Source organism: Micromonospora sp. AMSO12t (genome assembly GCF_008806585.1).
GTDB lineage: Bacteria > Actinomycetota > Actinomycetes > Mycobacteriales > Micromonosporaceae > Micromonospora > Micromonospora reichwaldensis.
Map to the genome: position 1 here is coordinate 39,070 of NZ_WAAS01000009.1, position 17,459 is coordinate 56,528.

14 protein-coding genes are annotated in these 17,459 nt (G+C 73.5%); 12 read left to right on the forward strand and 2 right to left on the reverse strand.

The genetic code is table 11. The features are described 5' to 3' along the window. Positions 1-27 precede the first annotated feature (27 nt). Complete coding sequence (locus tag F6X68_RS02610; RefSeq protein WP_151452727.1) at positions 28-696, forward strand: M23 family metallopeptidase; 669 nt, start codon at positions 28-30, stop codon at positions 694-696. A 27-nt stretch (positions 697-723) separates the two neighbouring features. On the opposite strand, the gene F6X68_RS02615 is transcribed toward F6X68_RS02610, so the two are convergent. Beyond that, positions 724-1,452: a DUF899 domain-containing protein gene (locus tag F6X68_RS02615; RefSeq protein WP_151452728.1), complete on the reverse strand. Its 729-nt coding sequence runs from the start codon at positions 1,450-1,452 to the stop codon at positions 724-726. A 434-nt stretch (positions 1,453-1,886) separates the two neighbouring features. On the opposite strand from F6X68_RS02615, the gene F6X68_RS02620 reads away from it, so the two are divergent. The 11 genes from F6X68_RS02620 to F6X68_RS02670 all read left to right on the forward strand — a co-directional run bounded on the left by F6X68_RS02620 (position 1,887) and on the right by F6X68_RS02670 (position 16,408). Continuing rightward, positions 1,887-2,510, forward strand: a complete 624-nt coding sequence (locus F6X68_RS02620; RefSeq protein ID WP_151452744.1) for an alpha/beta fold hydrolase — start codon at positions 1,887-1,889, stop codon at positions 2,508-2,510. 129 nt (positions 2,511-2,639) lie between these two features. After that, positions 2,640-3,416 (forward strand): NAD-dependent deacylase, encoded by a 777-nt coding sequence (locus tag F6X68_RS02625; RefSeq protein WP_151452729.1) that lies wholly within the window; start codon positions 2,640-2,642, stop codon positions 3,414-3,416. 260 nt (positions 3,417-3,676) lie between these two features. After that, positions 3,677-4,666, forward strand: a complete 990-nt coding sequence (locus F6X68_RS02630) for a LacI family DNA-binding transcriptional regulator (protein ID WP_192581253.1) — start codon at positions 3,677-3,679, stop codon at positions 4,664-4,666. Positions 4,667-4,917: 251 nt separating this feature from the next. Next, complete coding sequence (locus tag F6X68_RS02635; RefSeq protein WP_151452731.1) at positions 4,918-6,516, forward strand: beta-1,3-glucanase family protein; 1,599 nt, start codon at positions 4,918-4,920, stop codon at positions 6,514-6,516. A gap of 174 nt (positions 6,517-6,690) precedes the next feature. Then, a complete protein-coding gene (locus tag F6X68_RS02640; RefSeq protein WP_151452732.1) occupies positions 6,691-7,827 on the forward strand; it encodes a CaiB/BaiF CoA-transferase family protein in 1,137 nt (378 codons plus the stop codon). 424 nt (positions 7,828-8,251) lie between these two features. After that, positions 8,252-8,341 carry a K(+)-transporting ATPase subunit F gene (gene kdpF / locus F6X68_RS02645; protein ID WP_151452733.1) on the forward strand — a complete coding sequence of 30 codons (90 nt, stop codon included), beginning with the start codon at positions 8,252-8,254 and terminating at the stop codon, positions 8,339-8,341. Further along, positions 8,341-9,996, forward strand: coding sequence for a potassium-transporting ATPase subunit KdpA (gene kdpA / locus F6X68_RS02650; RefSeq protein WP_151452734.1), 1,656 nt, complete (start codon positions 8,341-8,343; stop codon positions 9,994-9,996). Before kdpF ends, kdpA begins: the two co-directional genes overlap by 1 nt. 20 nt (positions 9,997-10,016) lie before the next feature. Further along, positions 10,017-12,203: a potassium-transporting ATPase subunit KdpB gene (kdpB, locus tag F6X68_RS02655; RefSeq protein ID WP_151452735.1), complete on the forward strand. Its 2,187-nt coding sequence runs from the start codon at positions 10,017-10,019 to the stop codon at positions 12,201-12,203. Further along, on the forward strand, positions 12,203-13,084 hold the full coding sequence (locus F6X68_RS02660; protein ID WP_151452736.1) for a potassium-transporting ATPase subunit C: 882 nt from the start codon (positions 12,203-12,205) through the stop codon (positions 13,082-13,084). Before kdpB ends, F6X68_RS02660 begins: the two co-directional genes overlap by 1 nt. 91 nt (positions 13,085-13,175) lie before the next feature. Beyond that, positions 13,176-15,728 (forward strand): DUF4118 domain-containing protein, encoded by a 2,553-nt coding sequence (locus F6X68_RS02665; RefSeq protein ID WP_151452737.1) that lies wholly within the window; start codon positions 13,176-13,178, stop codon positions 15,726-15,728. Then, positions 15,725-16,408 carry a response regulator gene (locus F6X68_RS02670; protein ID WP_151452738.1) on the forward strand — a complete coding sequence of 228 codons (684 nt, stop codon included), beginning with the start codon at positions 15,725-15,727 and terminating at the stop codon, positions 16,406-16,408. Before F6X68_RS02665 ends, F6X68_RS02670 begins: the two co-directional genes overlap by 4 nt. An 87-nt stretch (positions 16,409-16,495) precedes the next feature. On the opposite strand, the gene F6X68_RS02675 is transcribed toward F6X68_RS02670, so the two are convergent. Beyond that, the coding region (locus F6X68_RS02675) for a chitinase (RefSeq protein ID WP_151452739.1) at positions 16,496-17,459 on the reverse strand (964 nt) is incomplete at its 5' end.

A 17,459-nucleotide genomic window follows, 5' to 3' on the forward strand; every position in this document is an offset into this window, starting at 1 on the left:
GGGAGGGGCGCCTTGCCGGCGTCTGCCATGCTCGGGCCGGTGACGACCGGTCGCCCCACCACCCCCCGCACCCACCGCCGCGTCCGCAGCCGCCGCATCCGGATCGTGCTCGTCTCCGGCGCGGTCGCGGTGGTCCTCGCCGTCGCCGTCCTCGTCGTCGCGGTGGTGGTGCCGCTGGTGCGGCCGGCGGGCCCGCGCCCGCTGTTCCAGCTTCCCGTCGCGTGCGGGGAGACGTGGCAACTGGGCACCTATCCCGGTCACGACGACTACGACGTGGACCTGTTCCCGACCGAGGGCAGGGCGTGGGGGCGGCCGGTGCTCGCGTCCTACGCGGGGGAGGTCACCGTGGCGGGGATCAACGGATCGCTCGGTGGCCGTACGCCCGACGACCCGGACGGGCCGCGTGGCCGCGGCGGCGGCTACTGGGTGAAGATCGACCACGGCGGCAAGTGGGAGACGCAGTACCTGCACCTGCTCGAACCGCCGCTGGTCCGGGTCGGTCAGCGGGTCGCCCAGGGTGAGCAGATCGGGCGGGTCGGCAGCACCGGCAACTCCGGGGCGCCGCACCTGCACTACGAGCAGCGCCGGGGCTGGGAGAAGGTCGAGGCCTACTTCGACGGGGCGCCGTCGGGCATCACCCACGACGACACCGAGTACACGGTCAGGCGCAAGAGCAACAACTGCGTGCCCGAATGACCGACGCCGCCGGTCGGCGGCGGGTGGTCAGTGGCTGTGGCTGCCGGCCGCGTCCGTGTCGTAGGTGTCGTGGTGGGGGAACTCGTTGACGTAACGCTGCCGGCCCAGCGGCGTGAGGTCGAGATAGTTGTACGTGTTCAGCAGCGGGTCGAGGCCGCGGCCGTACACGGAGTAGGTGTGCAGGATCCGTTCGCCGTCGCGGACGAAGACGCTCAGGCCGTGGGCTTCGCCCTGCAGGTGGTGGGTGAGGCCCTGGGCCGCCAGGGTCTCGGCGTCCTTGTAGTTGTATTCCACCGGGGCGACGGCCGGGTCCATGGTGACGTGGAAGTCGTAGTTGAAGTCGCTGCCGTGCGAGGAATACCAGGGAAAGCGCCAGCCCATCCGGCTCCTGAAGGCCGCGAGGGTCGTGAACGGCGCGCGGGAGACCACGGCGAGTGTCGTGTCACTGGCGTGCAGGTGCGTGAGGTGCCCGAAGTTGTCGACCAGCAGGGAGCAGCTCGTGCATCCCTCGGCCCATGCCGGATCGAACATGAAGTGGTAGACGATCAACTGTCGTCGTCCCTCGAACATGTCGGCCAGCCGGACGGCGCCGGCGGGACCGGTGAAGGAGTAGTCCTTCTCGACGGCGACCGCCGGCAGTTCGCGCCGGAGTGCGGTGACCCTGTCCCGCAGGCGGGTGATCTCCTTTTCGCGGTCGAGCAGTTCCTTTCGGGCGTCGACCCACTCGTCCCGGGACACGACCTTCGGTGCAATCATGGACGACACGCCTTTCCGCTGGAGCGCCTGGCCCATTCTTGTCGGGCCGTACGCGATCACACCAGCCTCACCCGGTGTCGTGGGATTCCCATTTCCGGATACCGTTCCGGCGATTCGCGCCGGCCGGTGGAGCAAATTCGCAGGTCGGCTTGTTCGCCCTCGACGCCCGGCCGGTCCGCGTGCCGGAAAACGGCACCGGCGTGAGCCGGTGAAGTGCGCACTATCGAATAAGGCCGCGCGTCGCGTTCGTCGCCCACGCTCGACGACGGGGAGCCGCCCGCACCCGGCCCTCCAGCGGTCGGGGGCGACGCCTCGCCGGCCCAGGCGATACGGTGTGGCGCGTGGACGAGTCGAACATCGGGGCGTTGCGGGCCGTCACGGTCGACGGAGTGGCCCTGGCCTATCGCGTCGCCGGCGACTCGACCGACCCACCCATGGTGCTGCTGCACGGCCTCGGCGAGGACGAACGCGACTGGCACGGCGTCCTGGCCGCGCTCGCCGCCAGGCACCGGGTGTACGCGCTGGACCTGCGCGGCCACGGCCGCAGCGACCACCCCGGCCGGTACTCGCTCGAGTCGATGCGCGACGACCTCGTCGGGTTCCTCGACGCGGTGGGGGTCGAGCGGTGCGTGGTGATCGGCCACTCCATGGGTGGGGCCGTGGCGATCCTGCTCGCCGAGGCCGCCCCGCACCGACTCACCCACCTGATCCTGGAGGACGTGGCAGCACCCCGACCGGGCGCTCTCGAACGGCCGCCCCTGCCCCCGCCGGACGCGCCCACGCCGTTCGACTTCGCCGCCGTCAACGCCATCCGCGCCCAGCTCAACGACCCCGACCCGGCCTGGTGGGACCGTACCGACGCCGTCGACGTGCCGACCCTGGTGGTCGGCGGCGGCCCGGACAGCCCCATCCCGCAGCAGCTGCTCGCCGAGATGGTCGACCGGATGCCCGACGCCACCCTCGTCACGATCCCGGCCGGGCACGACGTGCACGCCAGCCGGCCGGCGGAGTTCCTGGCCGCGGTCGACGGCTTCCTCGCCGCCCGCGCCCAGCACTGAACCGCCCGACCCGTGGCGTCCGCCCGCCGGGGCCCGCAGCCGGCGAGCGGTCCGGCGCTGCCCCGCTGGACCGGCACGGAGACCGCACTAGTCTTGCCCAGCGGGACCGGGTCGAAGGGAGCAGGTCAGATGGGGGAGCAGTCGATGCGGGAGGCCGCAGCGCTGTTGGCGCAGGCGCGGCGCGTCGTGATCTTCACCGGCGCGGGCGTCTCCGCGGAGAGTGGTGTGCCGACCTTCCGCGACGCCCTCACCGGCCTGTGGCGCAGCTTCGACGCGCAGCGGCTCGCCACGCCGGAGGCGTTCCGCGAGGATCCCGCGCTGGTCTGGGGCTGGTACGAGTGGCGACGCGCCACAGTGCGGCGGGCCCGCCCGAACGCCGGTCACGTGGCCGTGGCCGCGATCGAGGCACGCGTACCCGGCGCGGTCGTCGTCACGCAGAACGTCGACGACCTGCACGAGCGCGCCGGCTCGGTCGCGCCGATCCACCTGCACGGCAGCCTCTTCGCGCCGCGCTGCTCGGCCTGCGCCCTTCCGGCGCCGATGCCGGACGAGGCTGTTGAGGAACCGGACGACGGCCGGCGCGTGCCTCCGCCCCGGTGCGCGCACTGCGCGGGCCCCGTCCGGCCCGGGGTGGTGTGGTTCGGTGAGGCGTTGCCGACCGCCGCGTTGGAGGCCGCCGTGGAGGCGGCGTCCACGTGCGACCTGCTGGTGACCGTGGGCACCTCGGGCCTGGTGTATCCCGCCGCCGAGATCCCCCAGGTGGCTGCCCGCTTCGGCGCCACCGTGCTGCAGGTCAACCCGCAGGAGACGCCCCTGGACGCCGTGTCCGACGTGAACCTGCGCGGTCCGGCCGCCCAGGTGCTTCCCGCCCTCGTGCACGCCGCCTGGGGTGCCGATCCGGCGTGACGACGCGCGGGAGCATCCGGTGCGGGACGGCCGGCCGGGCCATGTCGTGGGCAGGCGCCCCGGTTGCCGGCTCAGCCCCACCAGGGCCGGCGTACCGCTGACGTAGACTGTCGGCGGTCCAGCCCCGGCCGTCCGACACGCGCCGGCTGGCGGCGGCGAGGGTGTTTCCGTGTCACTGAGGCGCTCCGTCGAGGTCGGACGTGGCGCAGTCGCCGGACGAGGCGGGCGGGAGAGGTGAGGTGGCCGTGCGCGGTCCTGCGATGACGGACGTGGCTCGCCTCGCCGGCGTCTCGCACCAGACGGTGTCCCGGGTCCTCAACGGGCACCCGAACGTACGCGAGCAGACCCGGCTGCGGGTCCAGGCGGCCATCGCGGAACTCGGCTACCGGCCCAACCGCGCGGCGCGGGCGCTGGTCACCGGCCGGTCCCAGGTGATCGGGGTGGTCGCGCAGAACACCACCCTCTACGGCCCGGCCTCGCTGCTGGCGGCCCTGGACCAGGCGGCCGCCGAGGCGGGGTTCGCGGTCAGCGTCGGCAGCGTGAGCGACCTCGACGACCAGTCCATCTCGGCGGCGGTGGAGCGGCACCTCGCGCACCGGGTCGCCGGCATCGTGGTGATCGCGCCGGTCGAGTCGGCGGGGGAGGCCCTCGAACGGCTCCCCAAGGACGTTCCGCTGGTCACCGTCGACGGCGACCCGCGCCGTCCGGTGCCCCTGGTCACGGTCGACCAGGTCGCCGGTGCCCGCGCCGCCACGCAGCATCTCCTCGACGCCGGGCACCGGACGGTCTGGCATGTCTCCGGGCCGGCGGACTGGTTCGACAGCGCCGGCCGGATCGACGGATGGCGGGAGACGTTGCAGGCGGCGGGCGCCGAGTTGCCGCCGCTGCTGCCGGCGGACTGGTCGGCGGCAGCGGGGTACCGGTGCGGACAGATGCTGGCCCGGATGCCCGAGGTCACCGCGGTCTTCACCGCCAACGACCATCTGGCGCTCGGCGTGCTGCGGGCGTTGCACGAGCACGGCCGGCGGGTGCCGGACGACATCAGCCTGGTGGGCTTCGACGACGTGCCCGAGGCGGCGTACTTCATCCCGCCGCTGACCACCGTGCGGCCCGACTTCGCCGCGGTCGCCCGGGCGAGCCTGGACCTGCTGCTGGCGCAGATGGAATCCGACATCGCCGGCCCGCTGCGGCAGACGGTCGCGCCCTCCCTGGTCTCCCGTCGCAGCGTCGCCGCCCCGCCACGGCGCTGATCCCGCCGGAGATCCACTTCATCACCACCTGCGCCACCGCGACGTCGCCCTGTGCGTCGAGCGCGACGACGGCTCGACGCTCTTCCGCGGCGACGCCGACCGCGCCTCCGCCACCTTCCACCCGGAGTAGACGGTCCGCGAGCCCGGTGCGGGGGTCGCATTGGTTTGTGTCTATTGACAGGAGAGCCGCCTCGGCCCGACGCTGAGAGAGCGCTCTCTCGCGCGGCCCACCACCCCGAGGAGGACCTTTCGTGAAGCTTCGAAGAAGGCTGCTCGCCGCCGTGTCCGCGCTGGTCGCCGCCGTCCCGGTGACCCTCGCCGCAGCCCCCGCCCACGCCGTCGGCCCCGCGCTGCTGCCCGTCACGGTCACCAACAGCACCGGCCGGGGCGAGGCCGTCCACCTCTACGTGATCGGCGTGCAGCTCTCCAGCGGCCGCCTCGGCTACGTCAACCAGGGCGGCACCTTCGTCCCGTGGTCGGGCGGGCAGCTCCCGCCGTCGCCCGCGCCGGACGCGTCCATCCCCGGGCCCGGAAACGGCGGCAGCACGACCATCCGGTTCCCGCGCGGGTTCTCCGGCCGCGTCTACTTCTCCTTCGGCGAGAAGCTCAAGTTCTTCCTCACCCCGGACGGCCTCGTGCAACCCGCCCCGTGGGCGGCCGGCGACGCCAACCGCGACATCCTGTTCGACTGGAGCGAGTTCACCTACAACGACGCCGGGCTGTGGCTCAACAGCTCACAGGTCGACATGTTCGCGGTGCCGCACGCGGTCACGGTGACCGGAGCCAACGGCGTCACCAAGCGCACCGGCGACGTCGTCGCCGGGGGCCGCAACGCGATCATCGAGGGCATCCGGTCCCAGTCGGGCTGGGCCAACACGGTCCACACCCGCTCCGACGGGACCGTGTTGCGGGTCCTCGCGCCCGGCAAGGCGGCCGGCGCCGGCCTGTTCAGCGCCACCTACCTGGACTCCTACATCGCGTCGGCCTGGAACGCGTACACGACCAGGACGCTGACCGTGGTGCCGTTCGCCGACCAGCCGAACACCCGCTACTTCGGGCGGACCTCGGGCAACGTCATGACCTTCACCAACAGCGCCGGCCAGCGGGTCGCCTCCTTCAACCGGCCCTCCTCGGCGAGCGTCTGGGGCTGCGACGGGGACCTGCCCGCACCCAACGACCCGGTCGTCGGCCCGATCTCCCGGACGCTCTGCGCCGCGCTGAACCGGGGCACGCTCGGCACCATCGACACCCAGCCCAGCACCGACGCCGCCCAGTTCTACCGCAACAACCCGACGAACCACTACGCCCGCGTCATCCACGCCAACATGACCGACGGCAGGGCGTACGCCTTCGCCTTCGACGACGTCGGCGCGTTCGAGTCGCTGGTCCACGACGGCGACCCCCGCGCGGCCGGACTCGTCCTGAGCCCGTTCGGCGCCGGGAGCGGCGGACCGGGGAACCCCGGCAGCGCGGTGCCCGTGCTGAGCAACTGGAACAACAAGTGCATCGACGTGCCGAACTCGAACTTCGTCGACCGCGCGCAGTTGCAGATGTGGAACTGCAACGGCACCGCCGCGCAGAAGTGGACGTTCACCGGCGACACCCTGCGCAGCCAGAACAACAAGTGCATGGACGTCGACGGCGGCGCCACCGGCAACGGCGCGGTCGTCCAGCTCTACACGTGCAACGGCACGGGCGCACAGCGGTTCACCCTGACCGCGACCGGTGACCTGGTCAACATCCAGGCCGGCAGGTGCGTCGACATCCGGGAGTGGAACAGCGCCGACGGCGCGAAGCTCCAGCTCTGGGACTGCGCCGGCACCGCCAACCAGAAGTGGCGCAAGGGCTGACCCGCTCGGCGGATGGCGACGACCCGTCGCCATCCGCCCCCGGCCCGGACCGTCGGGGCGACCGACGTCCGTCTTGCCCGCTGTGCCATCGTGGTCCTGCCATCGCCACGCGCCCCCGGCAGGTGCCACGACGCCGCCGCGCCGGCCGTGGCGTCGACGGGAGGGGGAGCGGCGATGGGGGAGCAAGGGTCCGGGCCGCTCAGCGGCATCCTCGTGGCCGACTTCTCCCGGATCCTCGCCGGACCGTACGCGACCATGCTCCTCGCCGACCTCGGCGCCGAGGTGGTCAAGGTCGAGGGGCCCGGCGGGGACGACACCCGGACCTGGCTGCCGCCCGTGCGGGAGGGCACCTCCACCTACTACCTCGGTGTCAACCGCAACAAGCGGTCCATCGCCCTCGACCTCGCCGACCCCGACGACCTGGCCGTCGCCCGGGAACTGGCCCGCCGCGCCGACGTCATGATCCAGAACTTCCGGCCCGGCGGACTGCGGCGCTTCGGCCTCGACTACGACAGCGTCGCCGCCGTCAACGAGCGGATCGTCTACGCCTCGATCAGCGGGTTCGGCGCCGGTGCCGGCGCCAACCTGCCCGGCTACGACCTCGTGGTCCAGGCCGCGTCCGGCCTGATGAGCCTCACCGGCGAGCCGGACGGCCCGCCCTACAAGGCCGGGGTCGCCGTGTTCGACGTGATCGCGGGCCTGCACGCTGCCGTCGGCATCCTCGCCGCCCTGCACCAACGCGACCGCTGCGGCACCGGCCAGCACGTCGAGGTGGACCTGCTCTCCTCCGCGCTGTCCGGCCTGGTCAACCAGACCAGCGGCCACGTCGCCGGCGGCGCGACGCCGTTCCGGATGGGCAACGGGCACCCGAGCCTGTTCCCGTACGAACCGCTGCCCACCGCCGACGGCGACCTCGTCGTCATCGCCGGCAACGACGGCCAGTTCCGCAAGCTGTGCCAGGTCCTCGGCCTGCCCGAACTGCCCGACGACCCCCGCTTCGGGCGCAACCAGGACCGCACGGTCAACCGGGAGGCACTGCGGCCCCTCCTGGTCGCGCGACTGGTCCTGCGCAGCCGCGACGAGTGGTTCCGGGACCTGCGCGCGGCGGGCGTGCCGTGCGCCCCGATCAACACGGTCGCCGGGGGCGTCGACCTGGCGCGGGAACTCGGGCTGGACCCGGTCGTCACCACCGGCGGCGTGCCCGGCATCCGCCACCCGATCGGCCTGAGCGCCACCCCGGCGCGCTACGACCTGCCGCCGCCGGGCCTCGACGAGCACGGCGACGAGATCCGGAACTGGCTGGCCGGCTGACGCCCGCCCGAGTGACCCACGCCTGCACGCCCGGCTGACGCCCGCCCGAGTGACCCACGCCTGCACGCCTGGCTGACGTCCGCCCGCCTGGCTGACGCCCGTCCCCGTCCGGCCGGTTGTCGGACCTCGCCCGGCTGCCGCGTCCCGTCCGCGTGCTCCGGCGGAGGGGGCGCCGGTGAGCGGCGTCACCGCCGCAACCCGGCCGCGTGAAGAGCGCGTCAAGAAACGCGCCGCCGCCGTCATGATCGCGTGATGACCCCTGTCCCTCGCGCGGGCACGGAGTTTCGATTGCCCGGCACGGCCGGAAGGCGGTCGTGACGAGCGGTTCCGGCAGAGGAGTCAGTGTGTCCGACGTGGTGTTCGTCCTGGTGACGGTGGGGCTGTTCGCCGCACTCGCCCTCGTGGTGAGGGGCGTGGAGAAGCTGTGAACGTCGTCGATGCCGTCGGCCTGGTGCTGGCGCTGGGACTGGGTGTGTTCATGGTGGTCGCGCTGCTGTTCCCCGAGCGCTTCTGATGTCCGCCACGACAGCCGGCGCCCTCTTCGTCCTGTCCCTGGTGGCGGCCCTGGTCGTCGTCCACCGCCCGTTCGGCGACCACCTGCACCGGGTGGTCGCCGGAACCCGGCACTCGCGCGTCGAGCGGGGGATCTACCGCCTGGTCGGGGTCGACCCGGCCGCCGGCCAGACCTGGGGCGTGTACGCCCGCGCCGTACTCGCCTTCTCCGCCGTGTCGATCCTGTTCCTGTACGCGTTCCAGCGCTGGCAGGACCACCTGTGGCTGTCGCTCGGCCTCGACCCGGTCGTCGCCCACGGCGCCTGGAACACCGCGGTGTCGTTCGTGACCAACACGAACTGGCAGTGGTACTCGGGCGAGTCGACGATGGGCCACCTGGTGCAGATGGCCGGCCTGGCGGTGCAGAACTTCGTCTCCGCCGCCGTCGGCATCGCCGTGGCGGTGGCCCTGGTCCGCGGCTTCGCCCGCAGCCGCACCGGTGAGCTGGGCAACTTCTGGGTCGACCTGACCCGGATCACGCTGCGGGTCCTGCTGCCCGTCGCGGTCCTCGGCGCGCTGGTGCTGATGGCCGGCGGGGTGGTGCAGAACCTCTCCGGCGGCACCGAGGTCGCCACCCTGACCGGCGGGACCCAGACGGTCACCGGCGGGCCCGTGGCCAGCCAGGAAGTGATCAAGGAACTCGGCACCAACGGCGGCGGCTTCTACAACGCCAACAGCGCGCACCCCTTCGAGAACCCGAGCCCCTGGACGAACTGGATCGAGATCTTCCTGATCCTGCTGATCCCGTTCAGCCTGCCGCGCGTGTTCGGCCGGATGGTCGGCCAGACCCGGCAGGGCCACGCGATCGTCGCGGTCATGGCCGTCCTCGCGCTCGCGAGCGTCACGCTGACAAACGTCTTCGAGCTCGCGGCGGGCGGCACCGTCCCGCAGGCCGTCGGCGCCGCCATGGAGGGCAAGGAGGTGCGCTTCGACGTGTCGAACTCGGCCACCTTCGCCGCCGCGACGACGCTGACGTCGACCGGGGCGGTGAACTCGTTCCACGACTCGTACACCGCGCTGGGCGGCATGATGACGCTGGGCAACATGATGCTCGGCGAGGTCGCGCCGGGCGGCGTCGGCGCCGGCCTCTACGGGATGCTGGTGCTCGCCGTGATCACGGTGTTCGTGGCCGGGCTGATGGTCGGCCGCAGCCCCGAGTACGTGGGCAAGCGGATCGGCTCCCGCGAGATCCGCTTCGCCTCGCTGTACTTCCTGGTCACCCCCGCCCTCGTGCTGATCGGCACGGCCACCGCCTTCGCCACCGGCAACCACGCGACCGCGCTGAACGTCGGCCCGCACGCCCTCACCGAGGTGCTGTACGCGTTCACCTCCGCCAGCAACAACAACGGCTCGGCCTTCGCCGGCATCACCGTGAGCACGCCCTGGTGGAACACCGCGCTGGGCGTGTGCATGCTGCTCGGCCGGTTCCTGCCGATCATCTTCGTGCTCGCCCTGGCCGGGTCGCTGGCCCGCCAGCGACCCGTACCCGCCTCCGAGGGCACCCTGCCGACCCACCGGCCCCTGTTCGTCGCGATGGTCGCCGGCGTCACGGTGATCCTCGTGGCGCTGACCTTCCTGCCCGCGCTCGCCCTCGGCCCGCTGGCCGAAGGGCTGTGACCCCGATGAGGAAAGAGACCATGACCGTCGACACGCGGGCACCCGAGGCCCGGGCCGACGCGGGCACCCCTGCCGTACGCGGTGGCCGGGGCGGCGGCCTGCTGGACGCGCGGCAGCTGCTGCGGTCGCTGCCCGACGCGCTGCGCAAGCTCGACCCCCGCACCCTGTGGCGCAACCCCGTGATGCTGATCGTCGAGATCGGCGCGGCCTGCACCACCGTGCTCGCGCTGGCCGACCCGTCGGCGTTCGCGTTCGCCGTCGCGGCCTGGCTGTGGCTGACCGTGCTCTTCGCCAACCTCGCCGAGGCCGTGGCCGAGGGGCGCGGCAAGGCACAGGCCGCCAGCCTGCGCCACGCCAGGAAGGACACCGTGGCCACCCGCCTGCGCGGCTGGACGCCGGGCGCCGCGGCCGGCACCTACCGCGACGAGGCGGTGCCCGCGCCGGAGCTCGGGCAGGGCGACGTCGTCCTGGTGGCGGCCGGGGAGCTGATCCCGGGCGACGGCGACGTGGTGGAGGGCATCGCCAGCGTCGACGAGTCGGCCATCACCGGCGAGTCCGCCCCGGTGATCAGGGAGTCCGGTGGCGACCGCAGCGCGGTCACCGGCGGCACCCGGGTGCTCTCCGACCGGATCGTCGTACGGATCACCCAGCGGCCGGGGGAGAGCTTCGTCGACCGGATGATCGCGCTGGTCGAGGGCGCCAACCGGCAGAAGACGCCGAACGAGATCGCGCTGAACGTCCTGCTCGCCGCGCTCACCGTCGTCTTCCTGCTGGTGGTGGCGACCCTCCAGCCGCTTGCCGTCTTCGCCAAGGGCCACCAGGCGGCGGCGCCCGACAACGGCGCGATCACCGACGCCGGCGTGACGGGCGTGGTGCTGGTGTCGCTGCTGGTCTGCCTCATCCCCACCACCATCGGCGCGCTGCTGTCGGCCATCGGCATCGCCGGCATGGACCGCCTGGTCCAGCGCAACGTCCTGGCCATGAGCGGCCGGGCCGTGGAGGCGGCCGGCGACGTCGACACCCTCCTGCTGGACAAGACCGGCACCATCACCCTCGGCAACCGGCAGGCCGCCGGGTTCCTGCCCGTCGACGGCGTCGACGCGAGTTTCGTCGCCGACGCGGCGCAGCTGGCCAGCCTCGCCGACGAGACCCCCGAGGGCCGCTCGGTGGTCGTCCTGGCCAAGCAGGAGTTCGGGCTGCGCGAGCGCGAGCCCGGTCTGCTCCCGCACACCACGTTCGTGCCGTTCACCGCGCAGACCCGGATGAGCGGCGTCGACCTCGACCCCGACGGGAGCGCGCTCCGGCCGGCCCGGCGGATCCGCAAGGGCGCCGCCTCCGCCGTCACCGGGTGGGTCCGCGAGCACGGCGGCGAACCCGCCGGGCAGCTCGGGCGGATCGTCGACGAGATCAGCGGCGCGGGCGGCACCCCGCTGGTGGTCGCCGAGCACGTCGACGGCGAGCCGGCCCGGGCCCTGGGGGTGATCCACCTCAAGGACGTGGTCAAGGCCGGCATGCGGGAGCGCTTCGACGAGATGCGCCGGATGGGCATCCGCACCGTGATGGTCACCGGCGACAACCCGCGTACGGCCGCGGCGATCGCCGCCGAGGCGGGCGTCGACGACTTCCTCGCCGAGGCCACCCCCGAGGACAAGCTCGCCCTGATCCGGCGGGAGCAGCAGGGCGGCCGGCTGGTCGCGATGACCGGCGACGGCACCAACGACGCCCCCGCCCTCGCCCAGGCCGACGTCGGCGTCGCGATGAACACCGGCACGTCGGCCGCGAAGGAGGCCGGCAACATGGTCGACCTGGACTCCGACCCGACCAAGCTGATCGAGATCGTGGAGATCGGCAAGCAACTGCTGATCACCCGGGGCGCGCTGACCACCTTCTCGATCGCCAACGACGTGGCGAAGTACTTCGCGATCGTCCCCGCCATGTTCGCCGGCATCCACCCGGGCCTCGACGCGTTGAACGTCATGCGGCTGGCCAGTCCCGAGTCGGCCATCCTCGCCGCCGTCGTCTTCAACGCCGTGGTCATCGTCGCCCTGATCCCGCTGGCCCTGCGCGGTGTGCGCTACCGGCCGGCGTCGGCCTCGCGGCTGCTGCGCCGCAACCTGCTGGTCTACGGCCTCGGCGGCATCGTCGTGCCGTTCGTCGGCATCAAGCTCGTCGACCTGCTCCTGCAATTCCTCCCGGGGGTCTCCTGATGCGTCTGCCCACCTGGCTCTCCGCACACGTGGCCGCGCTGCGCGCGCTGCTGGTCTTCACGGTGCTGCTCGGCCTGGCCTACCCGCTCGCCCTGGTCGGCGCCGGTCGGCTGCCCGGCCTGCGCGACAGGACGAACGGGTCCCTGCTCGCCGCCGACGGCCGGCCGGTCGGCAGCGCCCTGATCGGCCAGGCGTTCACCGATGCCGACGGTGCGCCCGTGCCCCGGTACTTCCAGTCCCGGCCGTCGGCCGCCGGCGACGGCTACGACCCGACGGCCACCGCGGCGTCCAACCTCGGCCCGGAGAGCGTGGTCGACACGCTCGCCGTGGACCCGCGCGCGTCGAGCCGGAGCCTGCTCAGCCAGGTCTGCGCCCGCAGTCGCGCCGTCGGCGAACTCGACGGCGTCGACGGCCGGCGTCCCTACTGCACCCCCGACGGCGTGGGGGCGGTGCTGGCGGTGTTCCGCGCCGACGGGCTGACCGGCACCGTCACCCGGGTCGTCAGCGTCAACCAGAGCGCGCCGGCCACCCCGTTCCTCGCCACGCACGAGGGGGTGGCCGTGGAGCTGGCCCGGCCCGGCGAGGACCTCGTGGCCGCCGGCGGTCTGATCGTGCCGGTGCGGGGCGACGCGCCACAGAACCCCGCCGTGCCCGCCGACGCGGTCACCGCCAGCGGCAGCGGCCTCGACCCGCACATCAGTCCGGCGTACGCCGACATCCAGGTGGCGCGGGTGGCCCGTGAGCGGGGCGCGGACCCGGCGGCGGTCCGGCGCCTCGTCGCCGCGCACACCCGGGGCCGGGTGCTCGGGTTCATGGGCGCCCCCGCCGTCGACGTGCTCGCCCTCAACCTCGCCCTCGACGAGGCGCTGCCCGTCGCGTGATGGCCGGCGTGGGGCGGGGCCGGGTGCCCCGCCCCACCCGTGGTCCGTGGTCCGACGACCGGCCGTGCCGGTGATCAGGGAGGATGGCTGCGTGCCCAGGGGAGAACTGCGCATCTACCTCGGGGCCGCGCCCGGCGTCGGCAAGACGTACGCGATGCTGGAGGAGGCCCGGCGGCGCGCCGAGCGCGGCACCGACGTGGTGGTCGGCCTGGTCGAGACCCACGGTCGCGCCCAGACCGCCGCGATGGTCGGCGACCTGGAGGTGTTGCCGCGTCGGGTGGTGACCTACCGCGGCGCCGCGTTCACCGAGATGGATCTCGACGCGGTGCTGGCCCGGCGGCCCGAGGTCGCCGTGGTCGACGAACTGGCCCACACCAACGTGCCCGGCTCGCGTCACGAGAAGCGCTGGCAGGACGTGCGGGAGCTGCTCGACGCCGGCATCACCGTCCTGTCGACCGTCAACGTCCAGCACCTCGAATCGGTCAACGACGTCGTCGCGCGCATCACCGGCACCACCCAGCGCGAGACGGTGCCCGACGCGGTGGTCCGCGCCGCCGAACAGGTCGAGCTGGTCGACATGACCCCGGAGGCGCTGCGCCGCCGGATGGCGCACGGCAACATCTACCGGCCGGACCGGATCGACGCGGCCCTGGGCAACTACTTCCGCATCGGCAACCTCACGGCCCTGCGCGAGCTGGCCCTGCTGTGGCTGGCCGACAAGGTCGACGAGCAGCTCGGCGCCTACCGCGCCCAGCAGGGCATCTCCGAGACCTGGGAGGCCCGCGAGCGGGTGGTGGTGGCGCTCACGGGCGGGCCGGAGGGCGCGCCGCTCATCCGCCGCGCCGCGCGGGTCGCGGCCCGTAGCAAGGGCGCGGACCTGCTGGCCGTGCACGTCGCCCGCAGCGACGGGCTGGCCGGCGCCGATCCGGCGCAGCTCGCCCGGCAGCGCGTGCTGGTGGAGAGCCTCGGCGGCACGTACCACCAGGTGCTCGGCGCCGACATCCCGGCGGCGCTGCTCGACTTCGCCCGGGGCGTGAACGCCACCCAGCTGGTGCTCGGCGCGAGCCGGCGCGGCCGGTTCGCGCAGCTCGTCTCCCGTGGCGTGGGGGTGACCACCACGGCGCTGTCCGGGCCGATCGACGTGCACCTGGTCACCCACCCGGAGATGGGCCGGGGGCGGCGCGGCGCGGGCGTGCCGGCCGCGCTGTCGCGGCGGCGCCGGCTGCTCGGCTTCGGCCTCGCCGGGCTCGGCATGCCGCTGCTGACGGTCCTGCTGCGGGCCCTGCCGGACCTCAGCCTCACCAACGACATCCTGCTCTTCCTCACCGGCGTCGTCGGGGTCGCGCTCGTCGGCGGGCTGTGGCCGGCGCTGGTCGCCGCGCTGGGCGGTTCCCTGCTGCTCAACTGGTTCTTCACGCCCCCGTTCCGCACGCTGACCATCGCCGAGGCCGACAACCTGCTCGCCCTGGGCGTCTTCGTCGCCGTCGCCGTAGCCGTCAGCGGGGTCGTCGACGTCGCGGCGCGGCGCACCAGGGAGGCGGCGCGCGCCTCCGCCGACGCGCAGACGCTGGCCACGGTGGCCGGTGGCGTCCTGCGCGGCGAGCGGCCGCTGCCGGCGCTGCTGGACCGGCTGCGCGAGACGTTCGGGCTGCGCGCGGTCAGCGTCCTCGAACTCGTCGCCGACGCCGGGGGACGGCCCGGGCACGCCAGCGAGGACGGGGCGTGGCGGATCGTGGCCAGCGTCGGCGAGGATCCGGCGGGCAACCCGGGCGCGGGCGAGACGGCCGTGCCGGTGGACGACGGGCTCACCGTGGTGCTTTCCGGCCGGCGGCTGGAGGCGGCGGACCGGCGCGTCGTGGAGGCGTTCGCCGCGCAGGCAGCGGTCGCGCTGCGGCAGGAACGCCTCGCCGAGGAGGCGGCCAGCGCCCGGCCGCTCGCCGAGGCCGACCGGATGCGTACGGCGCTGCTCGCCGCGGTCAGCCACGACCTGCGTACGCCGCTGGCCTCGGCGAAGGCCGCGGTGAGCAGCCTGCGCAGCCACGACATCGAGTTCGACGCGGACGACCGGGACGAGCTGCTGGCCACCGCCGACGAGTCCCTGGACCGGCTCGGGCGGCTCGTGGCGAACCTGCTGGACATGAGCCGCCTGCAGGCCGGTGCCCTCGGCGTGACCCGCGTGCCGATCGGGCTGGAGGACGCGGTGCCGAGGGCCCTGGACGAGCTGGGTCCGCAGGCCGCCGACGTCGGCACCGACATCCCCGCCGACCTGCCCGCCGCCGTCGCCGACCCGGGGCTGCTGGAGCGGGTGCTGGTCAACATCGTCGCCAACGCCCTGCGGCACAGCCCGCCCGGGCGGCCCCCGGCCATCACCGCCAGCGCCCACGCCGGCCAGGTGGAGCTGCGCGTCATCGATGTCGGTCCCGGCATCCCGCAGGACCAGTGGGAGCACGTCTTCCTGCCGTTCCAGCGCCTGGGCGACCGGGACAACGCCACCGGCGTCGGCCTCGGCCTGGCCCTCTCCCGCGGCCTCGCCGAGGCGATGGGTGGCAGCATCACTCCCGAGACCACCCCCGGGGGCGGCCTCACCATGGTGCTGCGGTTGCCCGCCGCCACCTCGAGCGCCGCAGAGGGGCAGCAGGAATGACCCGTATCCTGGTCGTCGACGACGAGCCGCAGATCGTCCGTGCCCTGCGGATCAACCTGCGGGTCCGGGGCTACGAGGTGCAGGCCGTCGCGACCGGCACGGCCGCGCTCAAGGCAGCCGCCAGCGACCCGCCCGACCTGGTGGTGCTCGACCTCGGCCTGCCCGACATCGACGGGGTGGAGGTCATCCGGGGCCTGCGGGGCTGGACGCACGTCCCGATCATCGTGCTCTCCGGCCGCGCCGGCAGCCAGGACAAGGTCGCGGCCCTGGACGCCGGCGCCGACGACTACGTCACCAAGCCCTTCGGCATCGACGAACTCCTCGCCCGGATCCGCGCCGTGACCCGGCGACTGCACGTCAGCGCCGACGCGACCACCGCCACGCTGCGCGTCGGCCGGCACACCGTCGACCTCGCCGCCCGTACGGTCACCCGGGACGACGGCGCCGACGTCCGGCTCACCCCAACCCAGTGGGGGGTGCTCGAACAGCTGCTGCGTCACCCGGGCAAGCTCGTCAGCCAGCGCCAGCTCCTGCACGACGTCTGGGGTCCCGAGTACCAGAACGAGACCAACTACCTGCGCCAGTACATGGCCCAGCTGCGCCGCAAGCTGGAGGACGACCCGGCCCGCCCGCGCCACCTCATCACCGAGCCCGGCATGGGCTACCGGTTCCGGCCCTGAACGCGACGGAGGCGCCGCGCGTTCCGGGGCGCCGACCGCCGGCCGCGGGGGTGCGGCCGGCGGTTGACGCGCGGGGTGCGCGGCGGCTCAGCGGCCCTGGAGGGTCCGCACGTTGTCGCCGAAGGTCCAGCCCTTCGACCCGTCCCAGTTCAGCGACCAGGTCATCAGGCCCTTCAGGCCACCCCGGTAGGTGTTCCACGCCTGGGCCACCGTCGCCGGGGCCATGTGGCCGCCCCCGGCGCCGGGCTGCGCCGGCAGTCCGGGGACCTGCTTGTCGTACGGGACCCGGATGGTGGTGCCCTGCACGACCAGCCCGGCGTTGAGGCAGTCGGTCTGGGCGGTGAAGCCCTGCACGGTCCCGGCCGGGTAGGAGTCGCCGGAGCAGCCGTACATGCTGCCGTTGTAGTACTGCATGTTCAGCCACCAGAGCCGGCCGTTGTCGGCGTACCGCTTGATGATCGGCAGGTACGCGCCCCAGATGGAGCCGTAGGTGACGCTGCCGCCGGTGACGTACGCGGTCTCCGGCGCCATGGTGAGGCCGAAGCCGGCGGGCATCCGCGCCAGCACCCCGTCGATGATGCGGATCAGGTTCGCCTGCGACGGGGAGAGCTGGGAGATGTTCCCGCTGCCGGTGAGCCCGGTCTCGATGTCGATGTCGATGCCGTCGAAGTTGTACTGCTGGAGGATCGGTACGACGGTCGCGACGAACCGGTCGGCGACGGCGGCCGAGCTGAGGTCGATTCCGGCGGTCGCGCCACCGATCGACAGGAGGATGGTCAGGCCGGCCGCCTTGGCGCGGCACATCTCGGCGGGAGTGGGCACCTTGACGGTGGCGTCCATGCCGTCCTCCCAGAGCACGGTGCCGTCGGCGCGGATGACGGGGAACGCCGCGTTGATCACGTTGTACCCGTGCGCGGGGATCCGGGCGTCGGTGATCGGGATCCAGCCCAGCGGCGGGTGGACGCCGTTGGCCGCGCCGTCCCAGTTCTCCCAGTAGCCCTGGAGCACCTTGCCGGCCGGCTTCGGCTTGCCGGCGCAGGTGCCCGGGCCG

Coding starts and splice junctions, on each gene's coding strand:
- F6X68_RS02660 (WP_151452736.1), top strand. CDS start 12,203: ATGCGTCTGCCCACCTGGCTCTCCGCACACGTGGCCGCGCTGCGCGCG.
- kdpB (WP_151452735.1), top strand. CDS start 10,017: ATGACCGTCGACACGCGGGCACCCGAGGCCCGGGCCGACGCGGGCACC.
- F6X68_RS02625 (WP_151452729.1), top strand. CDS start 2,640: ATGGGGGAGCAGTCGATGCGGGAGGCCGCAGCGCTGTTGGCGCAGGCG.
- kdpA (WP_151452734.1), top strand. CDS start 8,341: ATGTCCGCCACGACAGCCGGCGCCCTCTTCGTCCTGTCCCTGGTGGCG.
- F6X68_RS02630 (WP_192581253.1), top strand. CDS start 3,677: ATGACGGACGTGGCTCGCCTCGCCGGCGTCTCGCACCAGACGGTGTCC.
- F6X68_RS02670 (WP_151452738.1), top strand. CDS start 15,725: ATGACCCGTATCCTGGTCGTCGACGACGAGCCGCAGATCGTCCGTGCC.
- F6X68_RS02620 (WP_151452744.1), top strand. CDS start 1,887: ATGGTGCTGCTGCACGGCCTCGGCGAGGACGAACGCGACTGGCACGGC.
- F6X68_RS02610 (WP_151452727.1), top strand. CDS start 28: ATGCTCGGGCCGGTGACGACCGGTCGCCCCACCACCCCCCGCACCCAC.
- F6X68_RS02615 (WP_151452728.1), bottom strand. CDS start 1,452: ATGATTGCACCGAAGGTCGTGTCCCGGGACGAGTGGGTCGACGCCCGA.
- F6X68_RS02640 (WP_151452732.1), top strand. CDS start 6,691: ATGGGGGAGCAAGGGTCCGGGCCGCTCAGCGGCATCCTCGTGGCCGAC.